Origin of the sequence: Fictibacillus norfolkensis (assembly GCF_014836645.1) — a bacterium.
In the GTDB taxonomy this organism is placed as follows: Bacteria; Bacillota; Bacilli; order Bacillales; family Fictibacillaceae; genus Fictibacillus; species Fictibacillus norfolkensis.
Genome location: NZ_JACSQM010000005.1, coordinates 174,376 through 200,672, shown reverse-complemented (window position 1 = coordinate 200,672; position 26,297 = coordinate 174,376). Strand labels below are relative to the sequence as shown.

Annotated in this window: 27 protein-coding genes and 1 riboswitch; of the genes, 20 read left to right on the top strand and 7 right to left on the bottom strand. The window is 43.3% G+C overall.

All coding sequences use genetic code 11. The features are described 5' to 3' along the window. Positions 1 to 4: 4 nt before the first annotated feature. From H9648_RS13130 to H9648_RS13100, 7 genes are all read left to right on the top strand, one after another. Positions 5 to 1,012 (top strand): ABC transporter ATP-binding protein, encoded by a 1,008-nt coding sequence (locus H9648_RS13130; RefSeq protein WP_191754365.1) that lies wholly within the window; start codon positions 5 to 7, stop codon positions 1,010 to 1,012. After that, positions 984 to 1,958 carry an ABC transporter ATP-binding protein gene (locus H9648_RS13125; RefSeq protein WP_191754259.1) on the top strand — a complete coding sequence of 325 codons (975 nt, stop codon included), beginning with the start codon at positions 984 to 986 and terminating at the stop codon, positions 1,956 to 1,958. Before H9648_RS13130 ends, H9648_RS13125 begins: the two co-directional genes overlap by 29 nt. Positions 1,959 to 1,963: 5 nt before the next feature. After that, positions 1,964 to 3,607 (top strand): gamma-glutamyltransferase family protein, encoded by a 1,644-nt coding sequence (locus H9648_RS13120; protein ID WP_225218888.1) that lies wholly within the window; start codon positions 1,964 to 1,966, stop codon positions 3,605 to 3,607. A 36-nt stretch (positions 3,608 to 3,643) separates the two neighbouring features. Continuing rightward, a complete protein-coding gene (locus H9648_RS13115) occupies positions 3,644 to 4,225 on the top strand; it encodes a chromate transporter (RefSeq protein WP_191754258.1) in 582 nt (193 codons plus the stop codon). Then, positions 4,222 to 4,752, top strand: a complete 531-nt coding sequence (locus H9648_RS13110) for a chromate transporter (RefSeq protein WP_191754257.1) — start codon at positions 4,222 to 4,224, stop codon at positions 4,750 to 4,752. Before H9648_RS13115 ends, H9648_RS13110 begins: the two co-directional genes overlap by 4 nt. Before the next feature lie 294 nt (positions 4,753 to 5,046). Beyond that, positions 5,047 to 6,009 (top strand): DMT family transporter, encoded by a 963-nt coding sequence (locus H9648_RS13105; protein ID WP_191754256.1) that lies wholly within the window; start codon positions 5,047 to 5,049, stop codon positions 6,007 to 6,009. Positions 6,010 to 6,201: 192 nt separating this feature from the next. Next, on the top strand, positions 6,202 to 7,071 hold the full coding sequence (locus H9648_RS13100) for an AraC family transcriptional regulator (protein WP_191754255.1): 870 nt from the start codon (positions 6,202 to 6,204) through the stop codon (positions 7,069 to 7,071). Between the two features lie 363 nt (positions 7,072 to 7,434). On the opposite strand, the gene H9648_RS13095 is transcribed toward H9648_RS13100, so the two are convergent. The 3 genes from H9648_RS13095 to H9648_RS13085 form a co-directional block, all read right to left on the bottom strand. Then, complete coding sequence (locus tag H9648_RS13095) at positions 7,435 to 8,130, bottom strand: OmpA/MotB family protein (protein ID WP_191754254.1); 696 nt, start codon at positions 8,128 to 8,130, stop codon at positions 7,435 to 7,437. Between the two features lie 5 nt (positions 8,131 to 8,135). Continuing rightward, positions 8,136 to 9,761: a hypothetical protein gene (locus H9648_RS13090; protein WP_191754253.1), complete on the bottom strand. Its 1,626-nt coding sequence runs from the start codon at positions 9,759 to 9,761 to the stop codon at positions 8,136 to 8,138. A 324-nt stretch (positions 9,762 to 10,085) separates the two neighbouring features. After that, on the bottom strand, positions 10,086 to 10,748 hold the full coding sequence (locus tag H9648_RS13085; protein ID WP_191754252.1) for a DUF975 family protein: 663 nt from the start codon (positions 10,746 to 10,748) through the stop codon (positions 10,086 to 10,088). A gap of 121 nt (positions 10,749 to 10,869) precedes the next feature. On the opposite strand from H9648_RS13085, the gene H9648_RS13080 reads away from it, so the two are divergent. After that, positions 10,870 to 11,286 carry a thiol-disulfide oxidoreductase DCC family protein gene (locus tag H9648_RS13080; RefSeq protein WP_318243529.1) on the top strand — a complete coding sequence of 139 codons (417 nt, stop codon included), beginning with the start codon at positions 10,870 to 10,872 and terminating at the stop codon, positions 11,284 to 11,286. Positions 11,287 to 11,362: 76 nt separating this feature from the next. Beyond that, the gene (locus H9648_RS13075; protein ID WP_191754250.1) at positions 11,363 to 12,310 is read left to right on the top strand and encodes a nucleoside hydrolase; all 948 of its coding nucleotides are present in this window, start codon (positions 11,363 to 11,365) and stop codon (positions 12,308 to 12,310) included. 149 nt (positions 12,311 to 12,459) lie between these two features. On the opposite strand, the gene H9648_RS13070 is transcribed toward H9648_RS13075, so the two are convergent. Then, positions 12,460 to 12,630, bottom strand: a complete 171-nt coding sequence (locus tag H9648_RS13070; protein WP_082861519.1) for an aspartyl-phosphate phosphatase Spo0E family protein — start codon at positions 12,628 to 12,630, stop codon at positions 12,460 to 12,462. Between the two features lie 255 nt (positions 12,631 to 12,885). Between H9648_RS13070 and H9648_RS13065 the strand changes: the two genes are divergently transcribed. Beyond that, entirely contained in the window at positions 12,886 to 14,859 is a 1,974-nt protein-coding gene (locus H9648_RS13065) for a methyl-accepting chemotaxis protein (protein WP_191754249.1), read from the top strand. A gap of 130 nt (positions 14,860 to 14,989) precedes the next feature. Here H9648_RS13065 and H9648_RS13060 read toward each other — a convergent pair whose 3' ends face one another. Next, positions 14,990 to 15,496: a transposase gene (locus H9648_RS13060; RefSeq protein WP_191754248.1), complete on the bottom strand. Its 507-nt coding sequence runs from the start codon at positions 15,494 to 15,496 to the stop codon at positions 14,990 to 14,992. 361 nt (positions 15,497 to 15,857) lie between these two features. On the opposite strand from H9648_RS13060, the gene H9648_RS13055 reads away from it, so the two are divergent. The 9 genes from H9648_RS13055 (at position 15,858) to H9648_RS13015 (ending at position 24,544) form a co-directional block, all read left to right on the top strand. After that, entirely contained in the window at positions 15,858 to 16,526 is a 669-nt protein-coding gene (locus H9648_RS13055; RefSeq protein WP_404825717.1) for a spore coat protein, read from the top strand. Between the two features lie 181 nt (positions 16,527 to 16,707). Then, positions 16,708 to 17,001 (top strand): YhdT family protein, encoded by a 294-nt coding sequence (locus tag H9648_RS13050; RefSeq protein ID WP_191754247.1) that lies wholly within the window; start codon positions 16,708 to 16,710, stop codon positions 16,999 to 17,001. Then, on the top strand, positions 16,998 to 18,437 hold the full coding sequence (gene panF / locus H9648_RS13045; RefSeq protein ID WP_191754246.1) for a sodium/pantothenate symporter: 1,440 nt from the start codon (positions 16,998 to 17,000) through the stop codon (positions 18,435 to 18,437). Before H9648_RS13050 ends, panF begins: the two co-directional genes overlap by 4 nt. A 171-nt stretch (positions 18,438 to 18,608) precedes the next feature. Then, positions 18,609 to 18,691: riboswitch (cyclic di-GMP riboswitch) on the top strand. Between the two features lie 33 nt (positions 18,692 to 18,724). Continuing rightward, on the top strand, positions 18,725 to 19,216 hold the full coding sequence (locus H9648_RS13040) for a hypothetical protein (RefSeq protein ID WP_191754245.1): 492 nt from the start codon (positions 18,725 to 18,727) through the stop codon (positions 19,214 to 19,216). A 91-nt stretch (positions 19,217 to 19,307) separates the two neighbouring features. After that, positions 19,308 to 20,042, top strand: coding sequence for a YdcF family protein (locus H9648_RS13035; RefSeq protein WP_191754244.1), 735 nt, complete (start codon positions 19,308 to 19,310; stop codon positions 20,040 to 20,042). Between the two features lie 328 nt (positions 20,043 to 20,370). Next, positions 20,371 to 20,703 (top strand): PadR family transcriptional regulator, encoded by a 333-nt coding sequence (locus H9648_RS13030; protein WP_191754243.1) that lies wholly within the window; start codon positions 20,371 to 20,373, stop codon positions 20,701 to 20,703. Next, positions 20,700 to 21,464: an HAAS domain-containing protein gene (locus H9648_RS13025; protein ID WP_191754242.1), complete on the top strand. Its 765-nt coding sequence runs from the start codon at positions 20,700 to 20,702 to the stop codon at positions 21,462 to 21,464. Before H9648_RS13030 ends, H9648_RS13025 begins: the two co-directional genes overlap by 4 nt. A gap of 198 nt (positions 21,465 to 21,662) precedes the next feature. Continuing rightward, on the top strand, positions 21,663 to 22,547 hold the full coding sequence (locus H9648_RS13020; protein WP_191754362.1) for an ATP-binding protein: 885 nt from the start codon (positions 21,663 to 21,665) through the stop codon (positions 22,545 to 22,547). 65 nt (positions 22,548 to 22,612) lie between these two features. Next, entirely contained in the window at positions 22,613 to 24,544 is a 1,932-nt protein-coding gene (locus tag H9648_RS13015; RefSeq protein WP_191754241.1) for a vWA domain-containing protein, read from the top strand. A gap of 51 nt (positions 24,545 to 24,595) precedes the next feature. Here the strand turns inward: H9648_RS13015 and H9648_RS13010 are convergent, their stop codons facing one another. Further along, the gene (locus tag H9648_RS13010) at positions 24,596 to 24,787 is read right to left on the bottom strand and encodes a hypothetical protein (RefSeq protein ID WP_137791032.1); all 192 of its coding nucleotides are present in this window, start codon (positions 24,785 to 24,787) and stop codon (positions 24,596 to 24,598) included. A 177-nt stretch (positions 24,788 to 24,964) separates the two neighbouring features. On the opposite strand from H9648_RS13010, the gene H9648_RS13005 reads away from it, so the two are divergent. After that, positions 24,965 to 25,255, top strand: a complete 291-nt coding sequence (locus H9648_RS13005) for a hypothetical protein (RefSeq protein ID WP_137791031.1) — start codon at positions 24,965 to 24,967, stop codon at positions 25,253 to 25,255. Positions 25,256 to 25,286: 31 nt separating this feature from the next. On the opposite strand, the gene H9648_RS13000 is transcribed toward H9648_RS13005, so the two are convergent. Continuing rightward, positions 25,287 to 25,955, bottom strand: coding sequence for a sulfite oxidase-like oxidoreductase (locus tag H9648_RS13000; protein WP_191754240.1), 669 nt, complete (start codon positions 25,953 to 25,955; stop codon positions 25,287 to 25,289). Positions 25,956 to 26,297 lie beyond the last annotated feature (342 nt).

The following is a 26,297-nucleotide window of genomic DNA, read 5'->3' as shown; positions in this document are numbered from 1 at the left end:
GATGATGAAAGAAACTGTTTTAGAGGTAAAGGATCTAGTGACAACGTTTAAATCAGCGGACGGTCCATTGCCGGCTGTCCGTGGCGCTTCCTTTTCAGTGAAAAAAGGAGAAACACTCTGTATCGTTGGAGAATCGGGCTGTGGTAAAAGTATCACAGCTCTTTCCATCATGGGACTTCTGCCATCAAACGGAATGATAGCAGACGGATCGATCTTCTTTAATCAAAAAAACCTTGCCGAGATGTCACCAAAACAGATGCAGAAGGTGCGCGGTAACGATGTATCTATGATTTTTCAGGAACCGATGACAGCTTTAAACCCAGTATTTACGGTAGGTTTTCAGATTCGTGAACCATTGATGATCCATTTGAAGCTATCCAAGAAACAAGCACATATGAGAGGAATTGAACTCTTAAAGATGGTTGGAATTCCGTCACCTGTCGAACGGATGAATCAATTTCCTCATGAGTTGAGCGGAGGGATGAGGCAGCGCGTCATGATCGCGATCGCACTGTCATGCAACCCGTCGCTGTTGATCGCTGACGAACCGACAACAGCACTTGATGTGACCATTCAGGCTCAAATCATCGACCTTTTGAACGATTTGAAAGAACAGCTCGACATGAGCATGATCATGATCACGCATGATATGGGAGTTGTCGCCGAGATTGCTGATCGAGTGATCGTGATGTATGCAGGAGAAATTATTGAAGAAGGCCGTGTGGAAGAAATCTATGAAAATCCACAGCATCCTTATACAAAAGGGTTGTTAGCTTCTGTACCAAATGTTGATGATCCTGAATTTGATCTGAAGCCGATCGTAGGGTCGATGCCGATGCTAAATGAGCAGATCTCGGGATGCCGTTTTCATCCACGCTGTCCGTTTGCTTTTGATAAATGTATGGAAAAATCTCCGGAAACGTTTCAAGTTACAGATAAACAGAATGTAAGATGCTGGCTGCAAGAAGAGGGGGTCGAACAGAATGGCGGTAGACGAGCAAGTTCTCTATAGCGTAAAAAATGTAAAAAAGCACTTTCCAGTGAGAGGCGGCATCCTGCAGCGGGTAAAGAACCATGTGAAGGCAGTTGACGGAATCACGCTTGATATTTATAAAGGAGAGACACTAGGCGTTGTTGGTGAATCCGGCTGCGGCAAATCGACGCTCGGAAGAACGATCCTTGGACTTGAATCGCTGACAGAAGGAGAACTCGTTTTTAACGGGAATAACATTAGTAACTATTCATCGAGGCAATTAAAGCCTTTTAAAAAAGAGATGCAGATGATTTTTCAGGATCCGTACGCCTCACTTAATCCAAAACAGCGGATTGGTGATGCTCTAGAAGAAGCGCTCATCATCCATACAAATCTATCCTCATTAGAACGAAGAGAAAGGGTCCTTCAACTTTTAAATGAGGTTGGTCTAAAAGAAGAGCATTATGAGCGCTATCCGCATGAATTTAGCGGCGGTCAGCGCCAGCGAATCGGAATAGCCCGTGCGATCTCAATCAATCCATCCTTTATTGTGTGTGATGAACCTGTGTCCGCATTAGATGTTTCTGTTCAAGCACAAGTGATAAAACTTTTACGCGATCTTCAAGAAAAGCATGGCTTAACCTATCTGTTCGTGTCGCATGACCTTGGTGTAGTGCGTCACCTCTGCAATCGAGTGCTGGTTATGTATCTAGGTCAGATGGTAGAACTCGCACCTGTTCATAAGCTGTACGAAAATCCAACACATCCATATACGGAGGCGTTATTGTCAGCGATACCAAGGCCGACCGTTGGGAGAAAGAGAGAACGTATCCGGTTAAAAGGCGATCTGCCTAGTCCTTCTAATCCACCAACCGGATGTCCGTTCCATACGCGTTGTCCTATCGCACAAAACAAGTGTTCAACAGAAAAACCCGCATGGCGCGAAATTGATGAAGGTCATTTTATCGCCTGCCACGAAAGGTGAGAATCATGAATCAAACGATACAGGATACACAACAGAAACTTCAGTACAATGCTCTTCATAACCCTTATCACTCAGATCGGATGAGCGTTTTTTCGAAAAAAGGGATGGTTGCGACGAGTCAGCCGCTCGCCGCACAAGCTGGGCTTGAAATGTTAAAAAAGGGTGGAAATGCAGTTGATGCAGCTATCGCCACCGCAGCTTGCCTAACGGTCGTTGAGCCAACATCGAACGGGATTGGTGGGGATGCGTTCGCCATCGTCTGGATGAATGGTGAACTGCATGGCTTGAACTCGAGTGGTCCCGCACCAAGAAGCATTTCGATCGAAGAAGTGAAGAAAGCGGGACATGATAACATGCCAAAGTTCGGCTGGCTGCCTGTTACGGTGCCAGGTGCACCTGCTGCTTGGGCGGAATTGACCAACCGATTTGGTAAGCTGCCGTTTAAAGAAGTGCTGCAACCTGCGATCTCTTACGCCGAAGAAGGTTACCCACTGACTCCTATTCTCGGTAAGTACTGGCGAAAAGCGTATGAAACGTACAAGCGTGAATTAAGTGGTGAGGAGTTCGAGAGCTGGTTCCAAACCTTTGCACCAGACGGACGTGCACCAGAAGTTGGCGAGATCTGGCGCTCACCTCACCATGCAAGTACCTTACGAGACATCGCAGAAACGAAATCAGAATCCTTTTATAGAGGAGCACTCGCACAAAAAATAAGCGAGGCGTCAGAAACGCACGGCGGATTTCTCCGAAGTGAAGATCTCGCTACCTTTTATCCCGAGTGGGTGAAACCGATCAGCGTGAACTACAGAGGATACGACGTTTGGGAAATACCGCCGAACGGTCAAGGAATCGTTGCACTCATGGCGCTCAACACGCTAAAAGGGTATGATTTTAACGAAAAAGAATCAGCGGAAACGTATCATAAACAGATCGAAGCCATCAAACTAGCCTTTGTGGATGCGAAAAAATATGTAACTGACCCACTAAGGATGAATGTATCTGTTGAAGGATTATTGTCGGAGAACTATGCTGCAAAACGAAGAGACCTGATCGGTAGTGAAGCTCTTCAGCCAGAACCCGGAACACCGCCAAGTGGTGGAACGGTATACCTTGCAACGGCAGATGAAGAAGGCAATATGGTCTCGTTCATTCAGAGCAACTACATGGGATTCGGTTCTGGCGTAGTTGTTCCTGAGACGGGAATTGGCCTGCAGAATAGAGGACATGATTTCTCGCTGGATCCAGATCACGATAACGCACTCGCTCCTGGCAAAAAGACGTATCACACAATCATCCCTGGCTTCTTAACGAAGAATGGAAAAGCGGTAGGTCCTTTCGGTGTGATGGGAGGCTACATGCAGCCGCAAGGTCACGTGCAGGTTGTGATGAACACGGTTGATTTTCATCTGAACCCGCAAGCCGCACTAGATGCGCCACGCTGGCAGTGGATGGAGGATAAGAAAGTTCTAGTCGAACGCTCACTACCGCCGCATATTGTTGATGACTTAGCTAGAAGAGGTCATGACGTTCAGGTGGCCGCAGATTCAGGAAACTTTGGTCGAGGACAGATCATTTGGAGAGACCCAGAGACGGGTGTTTTAGCAGGTGGAACGGAAGGAAGAACAGATGGCTCGATCGCTGCATGGTAACATACAAAACTCAACTAAGAATAAAGGACTGATCACATGACGTATCTCAACTTGTTTCTTGCCTTCTTTCGGTCGGGCATGCTGGGGTATGGGGGAGGTCCTTCTTCCATCCCTTTGGTTCATAAGGAAGTGGTCGGAAAATACAAATGGATGAACGACGAAGAATTTGGAGATGTGTTGGCACTAGGAAACACACTTCCTGGGCCGATCGCGACAAAAATGGCAGGTTACATCGGATACCGAGTTGCAGGCATTATGGGTCTCTTCGTCGCCCTATTAGCAACAATACTGCCTACTATTATTTTAATGATTCTACTTCTAACCTCACTCCGCGAATTTAAGGATCAGCCATGGGTGCAAGGCATGACAAAAGGCGTCATTCCTGTTGTAGCTGTGATGCTCGCTGTCTTAACGTGGCAGTTCTTTGATAGCTCCAAAAAAGGATTAGGTTTAAAACTCAGCCTTCTTCACATCTTTGCAGGCGTGGTCCTTCTTCAATTTCTCGGTGTTCACCCTGGAATCATTATTGGAGCGTTATTGGCCTTTGCTCTTTTTGGACCATTAAAGGGAAAGAATAAACAGACAGTAAACGTGCGGGAAGGAGAGAAGACAGGATGACTTTTTGGCATATCTTTCTCGCCTTTTTCCTACCCGGAATCTTAGGATACGGCGGTGGCCCAGCGTCGATTCCCTTGATTGAAAACGAAGTGGTTGACCGCTATGAATGGCTTTCTGTTAATGAATTTACAGAAGTGTTGGCGCTCGGCAATGCACTTCCTGGTCCGATCGCGACAAAGATGGCAGGCTACATCGGATACCAAGAAGGAGGCTGGTTCGGGGCGTTTGTTGGCGTATTTGCAACCGTTGCGCCTTCCCTTTTATTGATGGTCGCGTTTCTAGGTCTTGTTTATAAATTTAAAGATTCACCACGAGTAAAGAACATGAGCACGTATGTAAAACCGACAATCGCTGTACTACTTGGCATCATGGCGTATCAGTTCTTTGCCGAATCTTATATTAGTGTTGGTTGGATGCACACGCTGTTTCTAGCTGCTGTCAGTTTTTTATTGATGGAAAAAGTGAAAGTGTCCCCGGTGTTCGTCATTATTGGATCACTCGGGTATGGAGCGGTGTTTTTGGCTTAGGTTAGGGGGAAGCGGAACTTCATTGAGGTTTCGTTTTTTTTCGTGTGTTGCAGAGTTGTCAGTTATGGTCAAAAATCGGATAAATGTTGGATTACCTCGTATAAATGGCCGTTTACCACGTATAAAATTCCGATTACCTCGTAAAAAAAGTGAATTACCACGTAATGAACGACCTCATTACCCAATTAAAGAGCCTTTCCAAATTCGTACAACCATATGGTAAGATAATAAAAAAAGATAAGCATGTTGGACAAGACAGATGAATACTTTTTAAAGGGAAACGGAGGACTTAACATGAGACCGATATGGCTTGGAATTGCGGCAGCCTTTTTCTTTGGCGTCACGTTCATTTTGAATCGTTCCATGGACTTATCAGGCGGAAGCTGGCATTGGAGTGCAGCCCTTCGCTTTTTTTACATGGTTCCGCTATTATGGATCATCGTTTGGATGCGTGGCAACGTGCGTCCTGTTTTTCAGGAACTTAAAGCACGGTTTGGTATATGGTTCTTATGGAGTTCGGTAGGATTTGTGCTCTTTTATGCACCGATTACATACGCAGCAGGCTTTGGAGAAGCGTGGTTAGTCGCCGCGACTTGGCAGATTACAATCGTGGCAGGCTCTCTTCTCGTGCCTTTCTTCTATGAAGGAGAAAGAGGCAATGGTGCAACACGCCAAAAGATTCCTTTTAAAGGATTAGGTTTTTCGCTGATCATACTAGGAGGTGTCGCACTCGTTCAAGTGCAGGAAGCGAGTGGTGTGAACGGCTCCGCTTGGTTGAACGTTGTGTTGCCTGTTTTGATTGCGGCGATCGCTTATCCACTCGGCAATCGAAAAATGATGGTCGTTACGAACAAACGCCTCGATGCTTTTCAGCGAGCATTCGGCATGACAATCGCTTCACTTCCGTGGTGGATTGTCCTTGCTGGGATCGGATGGGTGGAGAGCGGACCTCCAACGAACGATCAGCTGTGGCAGACGTTCTTAGTCGCTATTTCATCAGGTGTTATCGCAACCGTTCTCTTTTTTCAAGCGACGGACCTTTGTGCGAACAATCCTGTAAAACTAGCAGGTGTAGAAGCGACGCAATCGGCGGAAATTATTTTTGTATTAGCAGGTGAGATGTGGCTGTTATCGATCGCAAGCCCAACGTTCCTCTCGATGATGGGCGTATTAATCATCATGCTCGGCATGTTTTTACACAGTTATTACGGAAAAACAGAAGTCGTGCAAAAAAAATCTATGAAACTTGCAAAATGATGAATAAAATTATGTGAGCTGGGAATAGTAGTACTACCCCCCCTTTTTAAATAGTAATTTGGAACAGCCGTTGCCCGTAGCAGCGGTTGTTTTTTATGTATAGAAACGTCTAATCCGTTAAACTGAATACGGAGATTGTCGGGTGTCATCTTCATCCCCTTGTTATTCTTATTTTGAAAGGAGGCGTTGTTGATGGATTCGCTTAAAAGTATGAACGACGCGTTGCAGTATATGGAAGAGCATCTTCAGGATGAGATCGACTTTGCAGAAGTAGCGAGGCGTACGTATTGTTCTGAGTACCATTTTAAAAGAATGTTTTCATTTTTGGCAGGAATTCCGCTTTCAGAATACGTTCGCCGCAGACGGCTCACTCTTGCAGCTTTTGAGTTGCAGAACAGCGACATAAAAGTGATTGATGTGGCAGTGAAATATGGCTACTCTTCACCTGATTCTTTTACAAAAGCATTTCAGCAGATGCACAGCATTACACCATCAGAAGCTCGTAAAAGCGGTCATTCACTCAAAGCCTTTCCGCGCATGTCCTTTCAATTATCGGTAAAAGGAGGAAGTGAAATGAACTATCGTATCGTTGAAAAAGATACCTTTTCTATTGTGGGTCTGAAAAAACGAGTATCGCTCGTTTTTGAAGGGGTAAACCCTGAGATCGCCGCGATGTGGCAGAGCCTCACACCAGAGATGATTAGTGAGCTGAAGAAGTTATCAAATATAGAGCCAAGTGGCTTAATCAGTGCGTCAACGAACTTTTCAGAGAGAACAACAGAAAACAGCGAGCTGGATCATTATATTGGGGCAGCCACAACAAGAGTGTGTCCTGAGAATCTGTCAGAACTGAAGGTGGAAGCATCTACTTGGGCTGTTTTTGAAGCGGTCGGTCCGTTTCCAGAAACGCTGCAGAACGTATGGGGACGCATTTACTCAGAATGGTTTCCATCATCGTCGTACGAACAAACAGAAGGACCAGAGATTCTTTGGAACGCGGACAAAGATACGACGTCACCTACATTTAGAAGTGAGATTTGGGTGCCGGTTAAGAAGAAATGAAATAGCAAATTGTGAAGCATCGGCTGAAAGTGGCCGGTGTTTTTTTGTGAGGAGCAGCATCTGCGTAAATTAGCCGATGCTGCTTCTCCTTAAATATTCTTCACTTTTTCCCTTCGATTACGCCACATAAACAATAGCGAACTAAGAACTAGAATGATAACGAAAGAGATAGGTACGAGATAAGGATTTAAATAGATCGTAGTCAGGTTCTGAATAAGATATGCAGTACCTGTTCCAAACAGCAAGAAGGCTAGCGGAACGTGCAGACCTACACTCGTCATATAATTGGGAGCAATGCTGCGTAAAAAAGAAGCTTAAAGAAAAAGAAAACGAGCGAAGTGTTCCGCTCGTTTTTTTGTGCTGTTATTGCTCCACAATTTCCTTGAGCTTGCTCTGCCATTTGTCGTCATCCAAAATAATTTGAAACGAGATGCGGCGGTTTTTTTGGAGAGCTCCAGCAGAGTTTCCTTCTGCAATCGGCTTATACTCACTGTATCCTGTTGCGGCGAGGTATTGAGCATACTCTTTTTTAGCGAGTTTCGGATTCGCTTTTCCAAGATAATCAACGACTGCAACCGCACGCTGAGTCGAAAGGGACCAGTTGTCGTATGGCACAGAGTCGGTATGGCCTTCGATCAGAATGATATACAGATATTGACTCATGTCTTTTTCCTCGATAATTGCGGCGAGAGCGTCAGCGAGCGGTTCGAGCACTTGCTTTCCTTTTTCCGAAATATCTGCACTGCCGGTATCAAAAAGGATGTTTCCTTCTACAGAGATCGTATTGTTCGGTCCACGGATAATCTTATCTTTTCCAACGTTTTCTTCTAGCTGTTTTTGGATGAGGTCTGAGATGTGCTTTTTCACCTCAGCCACCTGACCAAGTTCGCGTTTGATCTGAGCTTGATCATACGCGTTATAGATGCTCTGCACATAAGCGAGAATCGCGATAAAGATCATAACGAGCACCATCATCGCCATCATATCGGTAAAACTTGGCCAGAAGATTTCTTTTGTTTCTTGGCTGTCGTCGTTGTAGTAAGATTTGCGCGCCTTCATACCGATCACCGTCTCCTAAAATTTTGCGGCGAGACTTCTGGCATGCGTTCATCCTCGACGTATTCGGGTGCGCGAGGACTGCGTGTTTCATAGATCACTTGGTTGGATGATTGGTTCATCGCAGCTTGGTAGATGCGCTGCATGAGGTGGTACATGTCAGATAGGGTACGATTGTTGTCGGTGATGCTTCGCGTTAAGCCGTGGTGCAGGTTTTCGAGCGTTCGAGCGAGCTCGCGCATATCATCATCGCGGCTATTTTGATTCTGTGAGTTGTTTAGGGCAGAAGCGAGCTGTCGGCTCTGACTATCCATGATGTTGCGAACTCCATCAGTAAAATCTCGTTTGATATGTTCGACCGCAGCGTAAAATCCTTTTTCGAGCTGACCGACGCTTGAAGCGAAGTCAGCCGCCGCCCGGCCGTATTCGCCTTGTTTTTCAGCATAGCGGTAATGCCATTCGTCTTGTTTTTGCGCGAGACGGTTCTCGAGTGCGTCATGCTGATTTTGGTAGTGCTGCAGCTGTTCTTGCATGCCGCGGAGCATCGATTGTGCATGTTCTTCAGACCGTCGCTGTGCTTCTTGCAGCATTTTATCAGAACGCTGGATGAGCTGTTCAAATTTTTGCTGACCTTGTGTGTGACGGTCGTTGCTCGTTTTTAGCTGCTGCTCAAAAGAAGAGATGTTCTTAGCGAGCGCGTTAATACTCGTGTCGACCGTTTTTTGAATGGTTCCGAGTTCTTTTGTCGTCTCGTTGAACCGCTGTCCGAACTGATCGAGCTGTGTAGCGGATGCACCGAACTTCTCTGCGTGCTCGCGCTGTGCCTCAAATATGCCGTTCACGTCTTCCATCGCTTTCTGAAGACCTGCTGTAAAATTAACCATCTGTGATGCGAACTCACCGAGCGTTTTATCGAACGACGACTCGACGCGTGAAGCTAGGCGATCTAGAAGACGCTCAACCGAATCTTGCGGCTTGTCGTTGATCAGGTCGCTGTTGATGTTGTGATCCAGATACACTTCACAATCGGCTAAAAGTTTGTTCTGCATGTAAGAAAGTGATGTTCCTTGAGAGAAGAAGCCAGACTGAATGGCATTGAGCAGCAGTGCAGCGCCAATCCCGGCAATACTCGTATAAAAGGCAACACTCATCCCTTCAAATGGTGCGGTGAGGGAGGAGATGATCGAATTTAGCGTAAGTTTTGAGTCCGCAGGCTGCGTACCGAGCGTCATGAGCGTATCTTGCATGGATAAAAGAGAGAGTGTGAGTCCGACAAAAGTTCCAAGCACGCCGAGAATGATCGTGAAAGACGGAAGCTGGTTGAGCAGCTTTTGGATATTGCCGACCGGTACCCGCAAGATGCCAAGAAGCGGAATGCGTTCGTTGTATAGATGTTTTTCAATCAGTGCTTGCGTGTTGAGCTGTGGTACGCCTGCTAGATGAAACTGTTTGTAATCGGCTGTAACACGTTGCAGCCAATGCGAATACGGCTGCTGCTCTTTATTGGTTTCAAGCTGCTGAAGCTCTTTGTTCCATTTGCGAAAGTGATAAGCGGTTTGTGTATGACCCACAATCCCCATAAACACAAGAAACCCAATGACTCCGACGACGATTAAAGTAAGTTGATCCATCATGCCACCCCTTAGATGTCTTGTCTGACTGTCCTATATTGATAGATATGTCCTAGTGTTGGGAAATATTTTAGGAAATGGGGTCTGACCCCAAACAAATACAAAACCCCTTAAACTGTCCATTCAAGATGGACAGTTCAGGGGGAAACTTTGTGGGTCATTTATAGGTACATTAGCATAGGATAGTGGTGTTGTTAGGAACCGAAAGCCTAAAATATTCATTAGCGATTTCCCGTCTGGCAACCTCATCGTATGTACCTGGATATGATTCCTTGTTGAAAAAAGAGTAAAAAACCTCGAAGCCAAGGTCTCGAGGTTAATAGAAACTTATTCTGCTTGGTGTTCGTTCACTCGATCGTTGTAAAACGCAGCATACGAGGCGCTCATGTAGGGAGCTAGCCAAAAGAAACCGATGCCGAGTGATAAAACACAAAGAATTCCCCAGCCTAGAAAGCTTAGCTGTAAAACGAAAAACTGCCACTTATAGCCGTCCATCAGCTTGCGGCTTTTCTTGATCGCTGCGTTGATCCCGATATCGGGATGATCTTTTAAAACAAAGTACGTTTGCGAATAACTGAACGCTTTAATGATTCCAGGAATTAAAAGAAGAAGAGACCACAGAACCAAGTAGACCATCATCACGAGATAAGCACCGAGTATTTTTACATACGTACTGATCTCAGAAAACGCTTGAAATAGGCTTGAAACGTTGATTTTTTCACCCGTACGGATCACTGATAAAAACGTCCACAAATATCCAATATATAAAGGGAGTAAAACGAGTGTGATGATGAACGTGCTGAATGTCGGTCCGTTAAGTTCGTCGGCCGGTTGATTCAACCAAGCGCTCCAACCACCACTCAAATTCACTTCAATAATTAGTGGGATGAGGTAAAAGATGCTCGAGAACAACAACGTGAATAACGCCACTGTGCCCCATTGTCCCTTTAGTCGAAGTCTAGCTTGCTGTTTAATTTCTTTATTTTTCATGATGTATCACCTTTCTCAAGTTGTCCTATCCTTATACTACGGTTTAAAAGACGGAAAGATGCGTTTTCATGAAAATTAATAGTAGACTAGAGGAAAGCCGATGTTAGAGGAGGTCTATAGAGTGAAAAGTAATGAAGAAATAACTCCTGCTGTGCTTCTTTTTGATGGAGTATGTAATCTTTGTAATGGAAGCGTGCAATTTATACTGAAACATGAAAAAAGTGAGAAGTTAAAGTTCTCGGCCATCCAGTCAGATGCCGGACAAAAATTGTTATCCCAGCACAACATAGATTCCGAACAAACAAACTCCGTTATTTTAATTAGTGAGGGAGTGGTATATACAGAATCAGATGCCGTAGCAAAAGTTGCCGAGTTTCTGAAATCCCCATACAACATGGGGAAATATATGAAAGTTGTACCTCGTCAGATTAGGAATGTTTTCTATAAAAAGGTCGCGAGTAATCGGTATAAATGGTTCGGGCAAAAAGAGAGTTGTATGATTCCCACACCTGACCTTCGGAATAGGTTTCTGCAATAGTTTTTACGACCAAATTTCATAAGTCTGCATATCACACAATAGGATAGAACAAATGCCTAAAAAGGGGAACTGCACGATGGTACAAAAAGTTCTGTTCTTTGGTGACGCTGGAATCGACGATACGATCGCACTAGCTTATGCTTTTTTTAGCGATGAGATAGATATTGTTGGTGTTGTGGCAGACTATGGAAACGTATCAAGAGAACAAACAGTATTGAATGTGAAATTTATAGCCAAAACATTTAACTTTCCGGAAAATGTTAGAGTGATTGGTGGAGCAGAAGTTCCGATGACAGGGGAAAAACCAACGTTTTATCCAGACGTGCATGGTGTTTATGGATTAGGTCCGATTGATCCAGGTCTATCGGAAGGATTCATTGAAAACTTTTTTGAAATTGTAAATTTGATCGAACAGTATCAAGATGAACTCATTATCGTGAATGCTGGCAGGCTGACTTCTTTGGCTACAATGTTTATTTTGTTTCAATCGCTGATGAAAAAAGTAAAAGCTTACTATATCATGGGCGGAGCGTTCTGGGTGCCTGGAAATGTAACGCCCGTGTCTGAAGCGAATTTTTATGGAGATCCGATCGCGGTTAGAATCGTATTAACGTACGCCAAAAACGTGACGATCATTCCGTTGAATGTTACAGATCGGGCTGTTGTAACTCCTGAGATGGTGAATTATATCGATTACAAAGGTAGAATGCCCATTCTAAAACCGATGCTCGACTTTTATTACAACTTTTACAAAAGCAGGAACCCAGAAATACTCGGAAGTCCTGTTCACGATGCGATTACATTGATGGCGTGCATAAGAGAAGATATGTTCACGTTTAAGTCGCTTCCGGTACATATTGTGATTCAAAATGGCAATACGGCAAGAGGGCAGAGCATTGCCGATGTTCGACCGTATGCACAGTTTGCGGATGATGAAAAAAGGCACCGAATCGCTTTTGATTTTGATTATAGTTATTTTTTCAGAGATTTTATGAGCATTATGACGGGAGAGACGTTTTCATAGTGTTTGTTTAGACTTTTGAAAGGAAGTTAGGGGTTGTCAGGTTCGTTCTGATTGAAGGCCGAAAGGGGAAATCAGTGTCATAATAAAAAACCGGTGATTCTACGAAACGTACGAACCCCGGTCGAACTTTAAAAGATAGTTTTATGTGATTAAGCGCAATTTTTAATTTGATCTAGTTTGTTTAGTTTTTCGTCTAGAATCTGGCTCAGTTGAACAAGAAGCGGATCTGCAAGACTATTAACCTTTTTACTTACCTCATACATGGTCGTGCGAATGGCGTCTATCTCTGTAGTTAAGACAAGAGCATTGCTTCGGCTCATGGTCCATTCCCCCTCTAATATAATAACCACTTCTGCACCATTAATATCGGTAAATCTTGTAAATATTATATACCATATTTTGTGTCAAGTCTATTAATTTTTTACACATATAGGGGGACAGACCCCCTACAATTACATTTTTGCTCGTTTTGTACTACTCAGGTAGACAAGTTTTGCTCTATTTCTGTAAAACTTTGTAGCTTTCTGTCGATATACTTTTTGCTGCCTAGTAAAAAGTAACTGCAGGAGGAAGATATGATTAATAAAAGTCTACAGAGGCAAATTCTTGTGCCCTTTATATTGCTCATTATTATGACAGGGGTCGTGGTGAGCGGAGTTAGTTATATGTTCAGTAAGAAAACTACCGTTGAAAATTCATCAGAGAACACATCTGAGCGGATGCATGATCTAGATGAGACGCTCAACGGATTTTTGAGAGATAACGCAAATTTTGTATCGGCATATGCAGATTCCGCTACGATTAAGCTTCATGCAAAGGGAGACAGCCCGGACTATATCATCTCTAAGTTTGAAGACTATCATCTAGCAAATGAAGCGATCATGAACAGCTATTTTATTTCAAATGATAAGGAAGTAGTCATGTATCCGATTCCAGCATCACCGGTTGAGGACATGACGTTAACGCCGTGGTATCAACAGGCAACGAAGAACCCAAATGAAGTCTTCTGGACAGATCCATTTATTGACGAATCGACAGACCGCCCGGTTGTAAAAGCTGTAAAAGCCGTTGAGTACAGCGGAAAAATCGTGGGTGTAACAGCGATTGATATCGCAGTAAATGATATTTTAACGCTGATGCAAGACGTGAAAATCGGGGACACCGGTTATGCTCTTCTCATCGATAATTCGGGGAATTATATGGTTCATCCAGATGCAAAAAAGCTGGGGAAAAGCGCTACAAAAGAATCTTTTTATAAAGCTATTACTAAAAAAAATGGAACGTTAACTACAAAGGTCAGTGGTGAAGAAAGAGTAGTCAGCTATACGAAAAACGTTACAACCGGTTGGAAACTAGCCGGAACTGTCGCGCTTAGTGAGTTTGAGGAAAAAGCTTCTGTTATTCTTTTGCCGATCGGGATCGCTTTACTCGTCACTCTTTTAGTGGCTGCCATCATATCGGTTTTCGTTTCAAGAAGAATTACAGTACCCGTGAACCAACTAAAGAATGCGATGCATGAGATCAGGAATGGAAATCTACAGGCGAGCGTTTCTATACAAAGAAAAGACGAGATCGGTGAACTGGCTGCAAGCTTTGATGATATGTCTAACCAGATGCGAACGTTGATCAGAGAGATGGCTCAGATTACCGATCATGTGACGGATGCGTCTCAAACGGTCGTTGCGAGTGCAGAAGAAAATTCCGCATCCGCACAAGAAGTTTCAACAACGATGCAGCAGATCGCAGCAGGTTCTTCTCATCAAGCAGAGCTGATGGATCAAAATGCAAAAGCGGCCAATGTGCTGGCTGAGCGTATCAGTACTGTTCATGCACATGGCGCAAAAATCGAAAAAGCAACAATACAAATGAATCAAGAATCGTTGAACGGTGTAAAAAAGGTGAGCGTGCTAAAAGAGAAGTCTCTGATGACAACAGAAATGACAAAAGAGATGATTTCTTCTATTAAAAAACTTGATGAAACATCTGGCAGCGTTCAACAGATCGTTCTAACGATCAGCGATATAGCTAATCAAACAAATTTACTAGCATTAAATGCAGCAATCGAGGCAGCTAGAGCTGGAGAGTCTGGAAGAGGCTTTGCGGTCGTTGCGGATGAAGTAAGAAAACTTGCAGAGCAGACTGAGCTTTCCTTAAAAGATATCAGCGCATTGATCACGGATATGCAGCAAGTAACGAAAAACACCGTCGGACAAGTTCAAGAAGCTGCAGCTCTTATACTTTCACAAAGTGAAGCAGTCGAAGAGACAGAACAAAGCTTTTCTGCGATCTCTAGTGCAGTTAAAGGGAATGCAGAAGCATTAAAAGACGTGATTCAGTCTGTTGACGAAATGACGATGCAAAAGGATGTACTCCTGGAGAATGCGTCGCATATTTTGGCAATCACGCAAGAAACAGCGGCTGGAACCGAAGAGGTATCAGCATCAGCAGAACAGCAATCAGCATCGATGGAGCAGTTGAACCATCTAGCCGATCAGCTCGAGCAGTACGCTGAACAGATGCGCAACCATGTCCAGCGCTTCACCTTCTAGGGGTCTGACCCCATACAATTACATTTCTGCCGTATTTGTCTTTTCCAAAAAGACAAATACGGCTTTTTCTTTGCTAGTACTGACTTTTGAAAAAGGAAAGAGTGTAACTTTACATCTAGAATAAAAGGGTTTAAAGCTCTACAACAGGGGTGATCTTGCTCTCAACATAATCTCTGTACTGAGATTTCGAATGGTTAAACTGTTCAAGAAGGGTTGAGGTGTGTACGAAAGGGCACACCGATGGGGTTACATAATAGCGGTAACTGCTCCATTGATATTCAAGAGGGTACATGACCAAGTCGGCAGAAACAGGGTTCAAATGAATGTATCGGCTCGTATCTAGCAAATGTGATCGATCTTCGATCAATTCTGCTCCATATCGACCTTGAAACACATGTCCAGTTAGTTCATATTTTTTGTTGAAATACATTGCGTACGTTTCATTTAATTCTTTCATGAAATCTCCAGGTGGGGACTTGCTGCACAAAATTTGTAAGTGAGTATGGTTGGTCATGAGGCAATACGAGAAGAGCTCGACATCATGCTTTTTAACACAGTGACTTAAGATCTTTAAATAGCGGTGGAAATCCAAGTGGGAATAAAAAAGAGGTTCCCTGCGATTTCCGCGAGTAGTCACGTGATAAACAGCATCCGGGTACCAAATGCGAGGGGATCTAGGAATGTTTTTCACCTCCTTTCAATCGTATCTTAATTATAAGGGTTGAAAGTGAATCTGGGAAATGGGGACTGACCCCAAAATATTTATTTCCCCTGATGTTTTCAGGCAAAACTCCTATACAGGTTTTATAATGCAAACGGTTCGAAAGTTATCTTTTTAGAAAGGTATCTATTTTTAGCGAATAGCCCCTCTTAATAAATGTCGAACTTCGTCTTTTTAACAGACTTTCTATCATATTTCCTCGGAAATTATTAAAAAAGAGAATAGAGTATTCCTTTCTACATACAATAACCCCGTATTTTATAAAACGGAGGTATGTATGATGAATCAAGATCCAAATCAACAAAGCACGAATCCTCAATCCGGGAACAACAATCCTGAATTTAACCATCTAAACATGCAGACTGGACAAGTGCCGGCACAGATGAACCATGGCGGGCATGAGATGTTTGATGTTCATGAGATGTTAAGTGGTATTGTTGGAACATTAAACTTATATACACTTTGTAAAGGACATGTTCAGAATCCTGAGCTCAAAACGATGCTCAATCGTCATTATCAGCACATTACAAAAGAATATAACGCGTGTGTACAAGCTTTTCAGACAGGAAAAGATCCAGCAATGCGTACAGAATCTTACAAGATGGCTCAAGATAATGATTTTGTATATGGTTTGAAACCTGCGCAACCCGTTAAACCTATTCAAAGCGTTACAGAATTAAACGATCAATCTGTATCAACTCTAATTCTAGGAACATTAAAATCGAATGCTTCGCTAAGAGGAATGGCGACACTCGAAGTTACAAACCCTGTGCTAAGACGAGTATTAGCAGATGGGATTCCAAACTGGATCGAGATGGCTTACGAATTGTCTATCTGGCAGAATAAGAATCATTATTACCAAATTCCTCAACTAAACCAACAAGATATGACGAGCATGCTTGGTGCATACGCTCCATCCACTCAAGTACAGCCGCCAATTCAATAAAGATGATTTAACGAGTACCTAAAAGGTGCTCGTTTTTTACTTTTACACAAACTAAAACAGGGATATCATGAGAAGAAATAGAAAATTTCATAAAGTTGAAAGGACTCGACAACAAGAAATGAATTTGCCATAGTTATGAGTGGACTTATATGATGTACTGAAACTCTGGGGGGTTAAGGAAATGAAAAAGGGAACAGACTGGCGGTACCGTGTATCGAATAGAGAAGCCATAATGGGTACAGTGCTCGCCATTTTGAACTTTATCTGGTGGTATGCGTTCGCTTACGGCCTAGGCGGACGTCCTATTAAAGAATACACATACATACTTGGCTTTCCAGCTTGGTTTTTTTATAGCTGTATCGTAGGATTTGTTGTTTTTACTATTCTAGTTTGGATTATGGTGAAGTTTTTCTTTAAAGAGGTTCCGTTTGAACTTGATGAAACGAGCGAGAATGAGGAGGGAGATGTCCGATGAATTGGGATGTGATTCTTCCTTTAGCAATCTTTTTGATCTCAGTGTTCTTTGTAGGCATTTATACATCTCGGCACATTAAAAGCGGACCGTCATTTTTACAAGATTACTTTTTAGCAGGCAGAGAGCTGGGAGGTTTTGTGCTTGCGATGACAATGGTCGCAACATACGGAAGTGCGTCGAGTTTTATTGGTGGACCTGGCGCAGCCTATCAATTAGGTCTAGGTTGGGTGCTGCTCGCCATGGCGCAGCTTGTGACAGGGTATTTCACACTTGCTGTACTTGGTAAAAAGTTTGCCATCGTTGCACGAAAGATCAACGCCGTAACATTGATTGATTTTCTAAAAGCGCGTTATGAGAGCAAGTGGGTCGTTATTTTATCTGCACTAAGCATTGTTGTTTTCCTATTTTCTGCAATGGCCGCTCAATGGGTGGGCGGGGGACGGTTGATCGAATCGTTTACCGGTGTATCGTATACAACAGCGCTATTCATCTTCTCTGGCTCTGTTCTCGTGTATGTAATTGCAGGCGGCTTCCGAGCCGTTGTGATTACTGATGCGATACAAGGAGTCGTCATGGTAATCGGAACCGTCATCATATTGGCCGGTACGATTATCGCTGGTGGTGGCATCGAGAACATCATGAGCGAGTTAAGAGCGGAGAACCCGAACTTGATTACACCTTATGGGTCTGATCAATCGCTGACACCTCATTACGTATCATCGTTTTGGATCTTGGTTGGTGTTGGAGTCGTAGGCTTACCGCAAATTTCAGTGAGAGCGATGAGCTATAGAAATGCAAAAGCGATGCATCGAGCGATGATTATCGGAACGTTCGTTGTGGGGTTCATCATGCTAGGTATGCATCTAGCTGGTGTGTTCGGAAGAGTAGTGCTGCCAGGAATAGAAGTGCCGGATAAAGTTATGCCGCTTTTAGCACTCGAAGTATTGCCAGGGTGGTTAGCAGGTATCGTATTGGCAGCGCCTTTAGCTGCCGTGATGTCAACGGTTGACTCCGTGCTCTTACTCGTTAGTTCTGCAATTATTAAAGATGTGTACATCAATTACATCAAGCCAGATGCCGAAGAGAAATTTGTAAAAAAATTGAGCTTTGGAATAACGGCAGTTGTTGGACTAAGCGTATTCGCCATGGCGATCAACCCGCCTGACTTGTTGATCTGGCTGAATCTGTTTGCGTTCGGAGGACTAGAAGCCGCTTTTATATGGCCGATCGTATTGGGGTTATATTGGAAAAGAGGAAACGCAAATGGAGCGATCGCCTCTTTAATTGTTGGGGTAGGATCCTATATGTTCCTTCACCTTTACTATCCGAATCTATGGGGCATGCACACGGTAGTGCTGCCGATCATCCTATCCTTGATTGCCTACATTGTGGGGAGTTTCACAAAGGGGGTCAGACCCCATACAAATACATTCTAGAAGCCAATGTCCACACCTGGTGGACATTGGCTTCTTTCATTTTATTCTCTCTTTACACACCAACTACTTTACCGCAATAAAATACTAAAAAAACAATTTATAGTAATATCTTACTAAATACCCATTTACAGTGAATGGAGCGGGTGGTAATTTTATATCAGAATATAATTAGATAAGTGTGGAGCTGTGAAGGTTATTCTGTATGTGGGCGCTTGGATTAACTGAAGCTAGTAGCGCAACCGACCGCTTTCTTTATTGTTCTCTAAATAAAGGAAGGGGTATTTATTATGGAAATATCACGTAAAGAGAAATTTAGCACGAAGAAAAAGGCAGCTAAGAAATGGCCGAAGATTGTTTTAGCGACTACATTTGCACTTGGTGTAGGTACTACATCTGCGTATGCGGCAAACCCAAATCTTGCAAATGACTTATACAATAAGATCATGGAATATACGTACCAATCTGAGATCGAGACTGAGTTGAACAAAGAGAAGAATGACTTGCTTAAAAATGTAAATCTAGCAGTAAAAGGAATTGTTTCTGATGCCAAAAAGGATCTAGATTCTAACAAAGAAAAGATCATCCAAGACAAGAAAAAAGAGCTTGAAACGCACTATAAACAAGAACTAGCAGAAATTACGAAAAGAAAGAACGAAGCAGTAAATAAAAAAACCGAGAACATGAGCACTGATGCGACACGTTCTTCCGAGCAAAAGAAAGCAGACATCTCTTCAACCATTCAAAAAGAGATACAAGAGACTGACATAAATAAAAAATAGAAATTATTTCAAAGAGCGGAATCTTCATCTCCGCTCTTTTCCTTTTTCTGATATCCTAGAATATAGAAAATCTATGAACGGAGACAACACTATGAAAAAACTCTTTCTAGCGCTCGGTATACTCTTTGCTGTATACGCAACGGCCATGCTCATTCAAACGACCAACTTGGATATGGGACTTGCGGTTTTTTTCTTGTTAGGTACTCTTTTTCTCGTTCTTTTTCTCCGTTACAACTCAGCTATGAAACTATTTCAAACGTACAAAAAAACGACTCTTACTGTCTTAATCACAACCATTCTTTTTGCGGCAACGCTAGAAACTCTTATTCTCACATCTGCCAACACTGACCCAGAGAAGGTTTCTTCCAAGATAGATTCAATTCTCGTACTTGGTGGAGGAACGAAGAATAATCGACCAGGTGCTGTACTAAAAGGCCGGCTAGATCAAGCGCTTGCGTACGCTAAGGAACATCCAAACGTTACGTTCATCGTAAGCGGTGGTCTTGGCTTCGGTAAAACGACGAGTGAAGGATCTATCATGAAAAACTATCTCGTTGAAAATGGAATTGAACCAAGCCGGATTCAGATTGAGGAAAAAGCAACGAGTACATACGAAAATCTTTTATATACAAAAGAGATGATTGAACCAGACGATCAGCTGCTCATTGTAACGAGTGACTTCCATCTTTTTCGAACAAAGATGATCGCAAAGCGTGTTGGCATTGAGGCGGAGGGGCTTGGTTCGCCGTTAAGAATTTCTTCTGTTCCACAAGCGCACGTTAGAGAGTACATGGCCATCATAAAAAGTTACTTTACTGACAGATAGAGGGGGGCGGCTTCTATGAACAAAAATAAGTATCATTGCTGTGCGACGTGTGTCAATTTCAAGCCTGAAAAAACGAATCAAGGGATGCGCTATCACTGTGTGCGTCTCGGATTTGAAACGAAACCAGACTATCAGTTCAATTGTTGGGAGCCGAAACCACATGTGGTTGAGCTCATGAATAAGGAAAAAAAATTTTGGAATAAATTTACACAAATACCTTGCATTACAAGTTAGTGCCGCATATACTAATGGTATATCTTGTTATGCAAGGGATTCTTTTTTTACCTATAAACCTTGTAATACAAGATAGTGAAATGAGGTGTAGCACATGTCGAACACTCAAATGTTAAAAGGAATACTCGACGGCTGCCTTTTAGCCATCATTAACGAAGGAGAAGTGTATGGCTATGAGTTAGCTGAAAAGCTGGAATCATTCGGTTTTCAACAGACGAGTGAAGGAACGATCTATCCATTGCTCATACGCATGCAAAAAGAAGAACTTGTAACCACCACGTTAAAAAAATCAACGGCGGGGCCAAGACGGAAGTATTACTCACTTACCCCAAAAGGAGCGGCAGAGCTCCAATCATTTATTGAGAGATGGAATCAATTAAGCACTTCGGTCGATCACATTTTACAAAAGAGAGGAAGCGGAGAATGAATGCGCCCAAACATACGTTAACAGCTGAAAGTCAGGATTTTTTAGATAACCTAAGCCTTTACTTGTTTTCGAGTGGAAAAAAAGATGAAGAGGTGAAAGAGATCGTAGAAGAGTTGGAAGATCACCTGATTGAAGCGGAAAAGCGCGGAAAATCAGTCTCTCACATCATTGGCCATTCGCCAAAAGCTTATATGCAGCAGCTTTCAAACGAAATGTCATTTGATTTTAAATGGCTCTCTTACCTGCCGATCATTGTTCTCGGTGTCTTCGCTTATATTTTACTGGGAGATACGATCAGAGGGGGTGTGCAGTACACGCTGCTTCAAGGGATCGGTTATCCTGCTGTTTGTTTATTGCTGGTTCTTTTCTATTCACAGGTTTTTAAATTTTTAGCGAGCACAAAGCTATCTAAAACAAAGACGATCATTACCTATTTTATTTTGGGGAGTTTGCCGATTCTGTCCTTTTTAGGTCTTCTGTTTGCAAACGATGCGTATAAAACTCAGGTTGTTATAAAACTTGGTGCAACAGGAAACCTCATTGCAGCACTCGTTGCCGTCGCCATATTTATAGGGATATCCTTATGGAGTAAAACGTGGTTCACGATTGTTATTCCTATCTTGCTGTTTCTGCCTGAATTTTTAATTAGTCTGACATCACTTGATAAAGAAACAAAAGCGATTATGACGTTAAGTGTTTTATTTGTAACGTTTGCTGTCTATTACGCATTTACAATTAAAAAAGCAAAAAATGAGAGCTGAGTTTGAAAGATCAGCTCTTTTTTTGATTGGTTTAAGGTGTTCTGCTAGCAATAAAGAACCAAACAACGTACTTGCACTGAAAAAGCTTACAATGTTACATTGTGTAAGGCTTTACACAGCAAATAAGTGGAAATACTGTTGATAGATGAAGTGATTTTGAACAAAAGTGAGATCACTGATAGAGAAAGGAAATTTGATATGAATCTCCAACTTCCGATTGAAATAAAAGAAAAGCTGCAGCAAGATGCAGCGAAACGATTAGAAAATCTACCGAATGAATATAAAGAATTAATTGGGGAGCAGGGATATACAGCGCCTGACGCAGCATTGATTGAGGATGCGGTAATCGCACTTGCTCTCGGAAAAAATGTACTTTTAAAAGGACCGACGGGTTCAGGGAAAACAAAGCTTGCAGAGCTTCTTTCAAACGTGTTCGGACAACCTCTGCACCAAGTCAACGCCTCGGTCGATCTTGATGCAGAAGCGCTTCTAGGTCATAAGACGTTAAGCTATAGCGAGGGTAAACAGGAGATCGAGTTTATTCCTGGGCCAGTTACAAGAGCTGCAGCAAACGGCCATTTTCTTTATATAGATGAGATCAATATCGCAAAACCTGAAACGCTACCGATTCTAAACGGAATGCTCGATTACCGCCGTACGATTGCCAACCCGTTCACAGGTGAAGTGGTAAAAGCAGAGCCAGGTTTCAATGTCATCGCAGCGATCAACGAAGGGTACATCGGAACGGTACCTTTAAACGAAGCGTTGAAAAATCGTTTTGTCGTGATTGAAGTGCCTTACATTCAAGGTGATACGTTAAAAGAAATGCTAAAAAACCAATCTCAGCAAAAAGACGAAGAGGTACTATCCAAGTTTGTTCAGTTGTCGTCTGACTTGATCGGTCAAGCGAAAGCGGGTCATCTGTCTGAAGATGCAGCATCCATTCGTGCGTTGCTAGATGCGGCCGATCTCTCTGTTTATCTACCGGCGAAGCGTGCTATTCAGCGCGCTATCGCAGACAAGCTTGAAGATGCGCGCGAACGCGCCCTCGTTGCCAACGTAGCCGCAACTCTGTTCGCGTAAGCTGGGAAATGGGGTCAGACCCCATACAATTTATTTCCCACGACGATTTTGGAGGTTTTCCCTAGATGAAATTCCTAGTATTTGCGGATACGAAGATCGATTCTTTTGTTCACATGCAACTGATCGATCTTTCCCGCTCACTCTCAAAAATGGATAAAATGTACGTTTCGTTCTCGTACCACTCGTACCTCGAACGAAACAGCGGCATCACACACGTCAGCCAGTTCTGGAACCCGTACCCGCGCGATATTCAGCTAGAAGGCTGGAAATCGGATGTGTATTTACGCAGCTATGGAACTCAGTTTCACACGGACGACCACGTGATCTGGGATACTTTGCACAAGCTGAAATCCCATCCTCACCGGGAATTTCTTAAACAAGTCCTTCTTTTTGCAGAAGACTATCGATTAGAACAGATCTGTGTAAACGACCGTCCGGGGATGACGCATGCTTTTAAGCTCCGAAAAGAAACGTTTCAGGTTCACTACAACCGTGAGTACCGAAAACATATTCAGCAAAAGCGTACCCTTGATGCGCTTTTTTGCCATATCATTCTACTAGCGAACAAACGGTTTGTAGCCGTGCCACCAGAAACGCAAGAAGTCTATCAAGAACTGCGATCACTTTTAACAAAACTTACAACGGCAATATCGACTGAAGATATAGCGTCTATCATCAACGAAATGGCTGCTATCACGCAAAAACATACAAACGTAAACGATATGAAAACCGCATACCGCAGTTTCAGCGATCAATCGCAGCAAGCGGATAAAAACGGTGAGACCGATCAAAACTTTGACGACCTCACACGCAACAACGAAACGAAAACGAAGAAAACGATCACGAAAGATGAAGATTCAGACAAGGAAAAAGACGATAAAGAAAAAGAGTCTCATTCCTCTTGGCATGATGAAACATCTGACCCGCAGGATTCGTTTTTACAGATGGATCTTGATCAAGGGACAAACACGGATCTGTTAGGAGAAGGTGCGAGGGAAGCGGATAGTGGTGACGCGGTGTTCGGCTCGGTTCAAACGAGCGCTAAAAGTACAGAAAACAACGATTTTAACACCCAAAACGAGCATGAAGCCGAAACCGACAACAACCAAAATGGTTCTGACTCTGCAAACCACTTCCCGTACGGAGAAGTGAACAAAAACGTAACCGAGCATTTCTTGCCAGCGAAGCCTGCAACACTCGACGAAATCGCTCAGTATGACGAATACAACCAAGAGATCGCACCATTCGTTTCGCAACTGAAACAAAACTTTTTAAAAACGATGGAGCACAAACGAACAGCACCAAGAGAAGATCTGCACTTTGGAAGACTTGGAAAGAAGCTTACGAGACTCGTAACCGATAAGAACCCAAGGCTTTTCCGGAAAAAACAAGAATCTCAACAAGAACTCGACACGACGTTCACGCTCCTCGTTGACTGTTCGGCGTCCATGTTCAACAAGATGGAAGAGACGCAAAAAGGAATCGTACTTTTTCATGAAACGTTAAAAGCACTTAGGATCCCGCATTCTGTAGTTGGTTTTTGGGAAGATGCAGCAGACGCTTCAAGTAACGATCAGCCGAACTATTTTCATGAAGTGATCTCCTACCGCAACTCTCTGCATCAATCAGGAGCACCGATCATACAGCTCGAACCGCAAGAAGATAACCGTGACGGGTATGCGATCCAACGTATGGGAGAAGAGCTGGCAAAGCGACCAGAGCAGCAAAAGATTCTGCTTGTTTTCTCTGACGGTGAACCAGCGGCTTTTGATTATGAATCGCATGGCGTACTCGATACACACGAAGCGGTCACCCGAACAAGAAAGCTTGGGATCGAGACGATCGGCATGTTTATCGCAAACGGAGAGATCACAGAGGAAGAAGAGAAGTTGATGCAAAACATCTACGGACCGCAAAATGTAGTCGTGCCAAGTGCTTCCGAGCTTGTGGACTACTTAATGCCGGTACTTCGTAAGCTTCTTTTTAAATCGCTATAAAACGCCAAAACGCCTGGGGCAGCTCACCCCGAGGCGTTTTTTATGTATGTATCAATACTCCAATAGCTTCAGCCAAGCAAAGATTACTCCAACAAACCCTGTGTAGCTAAAGATCCTAACAGACCATTCAGGTAAAGTCGTCCGAAGCAGGCTTGAAAATATGCCGACCACAACGATCGCGGCAAGTAAGATGTAAATGGAAATAATATCGAACGGAATACGAAAAGACAGCCATTGTTCCATCGCCAAACCTCCCTAGTAAGGTTAATATCGGTCAAAATACCTATACATTAAGAACAATTCATGAAAAAGCCGAATTTTTTATGTGTTCGGAAACCAGGATATGAAGGAATACATCGGGCACCGCATACAGGGCAAACGCATATAGTATGAGTAATTCAGGTGTTAGGAGTGAATGATGTGAATCAACGTGTAGTAGACGTCATTTTAGCAGAAGCAGAAGAAGAATATTTAGCAAATAATAAAGATGGTACCACGTTTGCTGCAGAACTCGCCTTACTCGCCTCAACGCTTGTGACAGCGGGGGATTTTTTAGCAACGTTCAGTGCAGCGATTGCTCTTAGACAAGTGTACATCGATCAAGCAAACGATCTAAAAGACCAGCAAGAACAAGAAGCTCAGATGAAAGACATTCAAGATCAGATCACTGCGCTAAAAAATGAGATTAAAATGCTGAGGGGAAGAAAGTAAACAGTCTTCCCCTTCGCTATTACTTAAGAAATCAATCATACTCTTTCTTTTTCCACTCATCTTCAGGCATCTCGAACTCATCGCTCGAAAATCGTTCTTCTTTAAACGGATCTCCATACATATGAAAGCCGTTCTGCTCCCAAAAGCCTGGCTGATCCTCTTCTAAGAACTCGAACTTGCGAATCCATTTTGCACTTTTCCAAAAATAAAGGTGGGGGACAATGAGACGCAGCGGAAATCCGTGCTTTTCTGTTAATGGCTTGCCATCAAACGAGTGTGCGAGAATAACATCGTCTCGCAACAGATCTTGCAGCGGAACATTCGTCGTATAATCATAATCGGCGTGGACCATCACATATTTTGCTTTAGGATCCACATTAAAATGCTTTAAAAAGTCCGTGAATTTAACACCTTCAAACGCATTGTCGAACCGTGACCATCTCGTCACACAATGAATATCACGGACTACTGTCGTTTGAGGCATCTTCATGATGTCTTCAAAACTAAATTCGACACGTTTTCCTACGAGTCCTTCTACAGATAACGACCATTTTTTCATATCGTAAAGGGGAACTTCTCCTTCATGAAGGATGGGAAACTTTTTTGTTTCAACCTGCCCAGGAGGCAAGCGATTCTCTAGCTTTTCATCCACTTTGGGGACGCGCATCTTTTTAATGCGGTCCGCTTTGTTAAGGTCCATACTTGAACATCCTTTCTTTGCTGGTAAAAAAGTTAATACTGCTTTTCTAGATGCTTTTGGATGCGGTTGATTTCCGCTCTAGGTTGCTCGCTTTCCGCGGGGTGTGCGGTGAGCCTCTTAGCGCTATGCGCTGTTAAGAGTCTCACCTGTCTAGCTACAGTGGCTAACCCCTCGAGGTCAAAAGTCAAACGGTCATGAAGGCAAACAAACGCCTTCTTAGCCCGTTCGTCTTTTGCTTGTCGGGGCTGGACGAGCCACTTTCACTTTTGGGACTGTCCCACTGATCCCGCAGGAGTCTCACACCTTGCGCTCCAATCAACTATCTATGAAGTTATTGATAGA

Excerpts from the sequence above, each read along its gene's own strand:
- H9648_RS13130 (WP_191754365.1), top strand. The coding sequence starts at position 5 with ATGAAAGAAACTGTTTTAGAGGTAAAGGATCTAGTGACAACGTTTAAA.
- H9648_RS13125 (WP_191754259.1), top strand. The coding sequence starts at position 984 with ATGGCGGTAGACGAGCAAGTTCTCTATAGCGTAAAAAATGTAAAAAAG.
- H9648_RS13120 (WP_225218888.1), top strand. The coding sequence starts at position 1,964 with ATGAATCAAACGATACAGGATACACAACAGAAACTTCAGTACAATGCT.
- H9648_RS13115 (WP_191754258.1), top strand. The coding sequence starts at position 3,644 with ATGACGTATCTCAACTTGTTTCTTGCCTTCTTTCGGTCGGGCATGCTG.
- H9648_RS13110 (WP_191754257.1), top strand. The coding sequence starts at position 4,222 with ATGACTTTTTGGCATATCTTTCTCGCCTTTTTCCTACCCGGAATCTTA.
- H9648_RS13105 (WP_191754256.1), top strand. The coding sequence starts at position 5,047 with ATGAGACCGATATGGCTTGGAATTGCGGCAGCCTTTTTCTTTGGCGTC.
- H9648_RS13100 (WP_191754255.1), top strand. The coding sequence starts at position 6,202 with ATGGATTCGCTTAAAAGTATGAACGACGCGTTGCAGTATATGGAAGAG.
- H9648_RS13095 (WP_191754254.1), bottom strand. The coding sequence starts at position 8,130 with ATGAAGGCGCGCAAATCTTACTACAACGACGACAGCCAAGAAACAAAA.
- H9648_RS13090 (WP_191754253.1), bottom strand. The coding sequence starts at position 9,761 with ATGATGGATCAACTTACTTTAATCGTCGTCGGAGTCATTGGGTTTCTT.
- H9648_RS13085 (WP_191754252.1), bottom strand. The coding sequence starts at position 10,748 with ATGAAAAATAAAGAAATTAAACAGCAAGCTAGACTTCGACTAAAGGGA.
- H9648_RS13075 (WP_191754250.1), top strand. The coding sequence starts at position 11,363 with ATGGTACAAAAAGTTCTGTTCTTTGGTGACGCTGGAATCGACGATACG.
- H9648_RS13070 (WP_082861519.1), bottom strand. The coding sequence starts at position 12,630 with ATGAGCCGAAGCAATGCTCTTGTCTTAACTACAGAGATAGACGCCATT.
- H9648_RS13065 (WP_191754249.1), top strand. The coding sequence starts at position 12,886 with ATGATTAATAAAAGTCTACAGAGGCAAATTCTTGTGCCCTTTATATTG.
- H9648_RS13055 (WP_404825717.1), top strand. The coding sequence starts at position 15,858 with ATGATGAATCAAGATCCAAATCAACAAAGCACGAATCCTCAATCCGGG.
- H9648_RS13050 (WP_191754247.1), top strand. The coding sequence starts at position 16,708 with ATGAAAAAGGGAACAGACTGGCGGTACCGTGTATCGAATAGAGAAGCC.
- panF (WP_191754246.1), top strand. The coding sequence starts at position 16,998 with ATGAATTGGGATGTGATTCTTCCTTTAGCAATCTTTTTGATCTCAGTG.
- H9648_RS13040 (WP_191754245.1), top strand. The coding sequence starts at position 18,725 with ATGGAAATATCACGTAAAGAGAAATTTAGCACGAAGAAAAAGGCAGCT.
- H9648_RS13035 (WP_191754244.1), top strand. The coding sequence starts at position 19,308 with ATGAAAAAACTCTTTCTAGCGCTCGGTATACTCTTTGCTGTATACGCA.
- H9648_RS13030 (WP_191754243.1), top strand. The coding sequence starts at position 20,371 with ATGTCGAACACTCAAATGTTAAAAGGAATACTCGACGGCTGCCTTTTA.
- H9648_RS13025 (WP_191754242.1), top strand. The coding sequence starts at position 20,700 with ATGAATGCGCCCAAACATACGTTAACAGCTGAAAGTCAGGATTTTTTA.
- H9648_RS13020 (WP_191754362.1), top strand. The coding sequence starts at position 21,663 with ATGAATCTCCAACTTCCGATTGAAATAAAAGAAAAGCTGCAGCAAGAT.
- H9648_RS13015 (WP_191754241.1), top strand. The coding sequence starts at position 22,613 with ATGAAATTCCTAGTATTTGCGGATACGAAGATCGATTCTTTTGTTCAC.
- H9648_RS13010 (WP_137791032.1), bottom strand. The coding sequence starts at position 24,787 with ATGGAACAATGGCTGTCTTTTCGTATTCCGTTCGATATTATTTCCATT.
- H9648_RS13000 (WP_191754240.1), bottom strand. The coding sequence starts at position 25,955 with ATGGACCTTAACAAAGCGGACCGCATTAAAAAGATGCGCGTCCCCAAA.